The organism is Thermomonas hydrothermalis, from assembly GCF_900129205.1.
Taxonomy (GTDB): domain Bacteria; phylum Pseudomonadota; class Gammaproteobacteria; order Xanthomonadales; family Xanthomonadaceae; genus Thermomonas; species Thermomonas hydrothermalis.
Genome location: NZ_FQUK01000059.1, coordinates 5,698 through 9,169 on the forward strand (window position 1 = coordinate 5,698; position 3,472 = coordinate 9,169).

A 3,472-nucleotide genomic window follows, 5' to 3' on the forward strand; every position below is an offset into this window, starting at 1 on the left:
GTTGTAGCTCCCTCTCTCACCCCGGATAGCTACAATAGACCTTGCAAAATCCCTGTCTGGCTTTAGCTAGGCAGGGATCTTTTTTTCGAAAATCTGCTCGCCCTGCCCTCTGCGCGGGCTCGATGAGACCGTTTTTGCTCCAAAATTTCCTGCGCCCGTTCTTGGCCCGCGAGGAACTCGCAGATGAAAGGCCGCACGGCGCAGCTCTATTCACCGTGCCAGCTTTACTCGCACATCCGCTCTGTCGCTAGAAAAGCAGCATTTGCTTCATGTCAACCTTTTGCTCCTGATGTGTAGGCGAACCGATCAACAAACGCATCCCGGCATACTGCTTTTCTGTGACCGTCATGCAACGCACAGACCCCGCAGGCGGCAGGTTTCTGATCAAGCGTGCAAGGTGTTTCTTCTCGGCATCCGATCCATTCAGCAGGCGCCCATACACCGACCACTGGATCATGTCGTAGCCATCGCTGAGCAGGAACTTGCGAAACTGCACATAGGCGCGCTTCTCAGCCTTCGTGACCATCGGCAAATCGAAGAAGACCAACAAGCGCATATATCGCTTTGTTTCAATGCCCATCAACTCTCCAGACTGTGCACCTGCAAGCCAGTCAGGACGGGCAAGTCGAGTGATCTTGCTTCGCCCTCGAAAACCCGCACCAGGCTCTCGACCGCATATTCGATAGCTGAAAGAACCGACATGCACCCCTGCGGCATGCCGACATCCACGTGCAGAAGTGCAACCAGTGCCTGCTTATCCGTAGGAATAAGGTCGCCCTGGGTGAGCGCTGCATGTTTGGCGACATGCAGGTCAACGATGGGCCGGAAGGGTTCGATGAGATCATCGGCAAGGTTGAAGGCATTCTGCTCGCTGTCATGAAAAAGGCCGATGGTCGGATGCAAGCCGTGTGCGACCAGCCCACGTGCAATGGCACCGCGCAACACCGCGTAGCCGTAGTCAAGGGCAGCGTTGCCCCAGCACGGATAGGAACGGTTGAAGCTAGGACCGAAGAGTTGGGCGAAATAGAAGGCGGCCGCCTGGGCTTCCATGTTCTCCGGATCGCCTGAACGCACGCGTCGTGCGTAGGAGTGCAGCCGTTCCGCGCCCTGCCTGCCGCACAGCGTGAGGCAGATGGCCTGGTTCTCGATCTTGCGGCGCACAATGCCAGCCCAGGCCTGCTTGGCGACGGGTCTGGAGATGCCCAGTTGCAGGCGCATCAGGCGCGTGGTGCGCGAATGTGGCAGGAAGGGCAAAAACACGCCAGCCGGCTGATGGTTGTGCCCAGTGGCATAGAGGCCGATGCCGTATTCGGCGCAGGCCGAGAGCACCGGATGGGTGAGGGTGATCTCACGGTGGTTGAGAACAATGACGGCGATGTCCTCGAAAGGCACGAAGGCCGTCTCCTCCTGCTCGATGGCAAGCGAATAATGCTCCCGCCGCAGTCGGGCAGGGCGGGAGATCATCACACTACGCCAGACCACGGCGTTTCTCCGCCCGTGCGGGGTAGAGGTTGCCGAGGATATCGACGTGGAACTTCTGGATGTTGGTGGCATTCGCCACACGCTTGCGGAAATACATCTTGTCAGGTTTTGGCTGGTCATGCGCCCTAAGCGTCATGCGCCCATCGCTCTCGTACATAACGAAATAGCCCTCATAACTGACGCCATCGAGACAAAGCCTGACGTAATCGTTTTTGCTCAGGGCAAACAGAAATTCGGCTCCATCCGGTATGCGTGGATGGTTGATGTAACTTTCCGGACGAGCCCGATATACCGGTTCGAAGTGGTAGCGATTGCCGCATTTGAAAACATCGACATGGTGCATTTCGCCGAACTCGGCCACACCTCCCCGGACTCGTATGCCGCTTTTTTGCGTCGATGCCAATTTTACCGACTTGACCAGCGAGCCTTTTCCATTCTTCGAAGGCTTGAATACGGGCTCCGCGAACGCCTTTGTGCCATCATCGCCGTATTTTTCAAGTCGCTCCCGAAGCAGAGCAATAAGCGGCGCGTTACGCGAGTATGTAGCTCCGACAATATCCCCGAGCCTCGCTAATTTGAGTTTTTGCAGCGGGACTTTCACGTAACTCACCTTGTCATTGATCCGTTTGGCAGACCGGATGGTTTCCTCGTGAATTGCGCCGCCATTGCGCCGCTGCGGCGCGCGCGAGACGAACAACGGCCGCACGGCGGCCAAGGCTTCCGGCGGATACGTGCCGAAGGCTTCCAGCCTGGCACGCAACTCGCCTGGATCATCGAGCTTGAGGCGCGCTTGAAGTTCCTCGCGAAAATGCGGCCACGGCTCGGGGAAGTGGACGGCGAGCTGCCGGAACGCGCCAGGATCCAGAATCTCGCCGGTCTCCGGATCCGGGAACCCGCCGCGTATGTTTGCCAGTTCACGGGTACGGGCGTAATCCGCCAGACGCTTGACCATGCCATGGCTGCACGCCGCCACCACAGCGGCATCAAGCGCATGGTGCCGGTCGCTTTCCTCGCGCACCTTCAGCAAGCCCCAGCGGGCACGCAAAAAGGCGGTGGTCTGCCCATTGAGCACCACACAGCGCTTGGCGACCGTACCGTCGGCACCGACCTTCAACTGCAAGTGATCCTCGACGTAGTTCTTGAAGAAGCGGCCGATGTAGCGCGTGTCGTTGAGGTTGCGCTCGCGGAACTCGTTCGCCGCCTTGCCGGTGAAATCCTTGCGCAAGAGGCGCTGCCGTTTGGCAAGGCGATAGTTCTTGTTGGCTTCGACGAAGGCGACGAACTGACGCCAGCGCTCACCTTCTTCGCCACCGAAGGATGTCAGGTACTCGTAGGGCGTGCGGTTGCCCTTGTTGCGGTTTTCTTCGGTGAGCGCCAAGACCTTGTTGTTCTTGCTGTCATCAAAGCTTCGCGAATACGGTAGCGCGTGATCGACTTCGGCATAGCCCGGCTCGAAGAGCACGCGGTGCAAGTCGAGGGGTTTGAGCGAATAAGCGCATTTCCCCTGCTGCTCACGGTAGAGCTGGAATTTCTCGAACTCGCGGCTCTTGGCGCGGATACCGTGTTCGGCCTCGAAATCGACCTTGTCCTTCTCGTTCTTCTCGCGGTATTCCTCCTGCGCTTTCGCGATTTTCCTGCGCTCGTCCAGCGGACGGGAAAGGTCGGCTCAATCGCGATTCCAGTGGAAACGGTTCATGTCTGATGGGGAGCATGGAGCCAAGGGTGACGGGGTAGATGCCTGAGCTTGGCGCACAGCAGGTAGCTGATGGCGATCAGGTTGGCGTCAGTGCGATAGCCCTTGGCGCGGGCCTTGGCGGCCTGGATCTGGGCGTTGAAGGCCTCGACCTGGCCGTTGGACAGGCCGGTGTCGAAATGCCGCAGGATGCCGGTGAGGTGGTCGCGGATGGTGGCACCGAGCTTCTTGAAGGGCGTCAGCCGACACCGTCGTGCCCAAGAGACCCACTTTCGGAGCAGCGGTTCGGCGGTGGGG

At 58.9% G+C, this 3,472-nt stretch carries 4 protein-coding genes; all 4 read right to left on the reverse strand.

All coding sequences use genetic code 11. The features are described from left to right. Positions 1-247 precede the first annotated feature (247 nt). Positions 248-580, reverse strand: a complete 333-nt coding sequence (cas2, locus tag BUA29_RS11270) for a CRISPR-associated endonuclease Cas2 (RefSeq protein WP_218587194.1) — start codon at positions 578-580, stop codon at positions 248-250. Beyond that, on the reverse strand, positions 580-1,464 hold the full coding sequence (cas1, locus tag BUA29_RS11275; protein ID WP_084602457.1) for a type II CRISPR-associated endonuclease Cas1: 885 nt from the start codon (positions 1,462-1,464) through the stop codon (positions 580-582). Before cas1 ends, cas2 begins: the two co-directional genes overlap by 1 nt. Before the next feature lie 4 nt (positions 1,465-1,468). Further along, the gene (cas9, locus tag BUA29_RS11280; protein ID WP_084602456.1) at positions 1,469-3,130 is read right to left on the reverse strand and encodes a type II CRISPR RNA-guided endonuclease Cas9; all 1,662 of its coding nucleotides are present in this window, start codon (positions 3,128-3,130) and stop codon (positions 1,469-1,471) included. Positions 3,131-3,174: 44 nt separating this feature from the next. Next, positions 3,175-3,472: transposase (locus tag BUA29_RS11290; RefSeq protein ID WP_143148779.1), on the reverse strand; the 298-nt coding region annotated here is incomplete at its 5' end.

What these genes read in the sequence shown, in the direction of transcription:
- cas1 (WP_084602457.1), bottom strand. Translation starts at nt 1,464, where the DNA reads ATGATCTCCCGCCCTGCCCGACTGCGGCGGGAGCATTATTCGCTTGCC.
- cas2 (WP_218587194.1), bottom strand. Translation starts at nt 580, where the DNA reads ATGGGCATTGAAACAAAGCGATATATGCGCTTGTTGGTCTTCTTCGAT.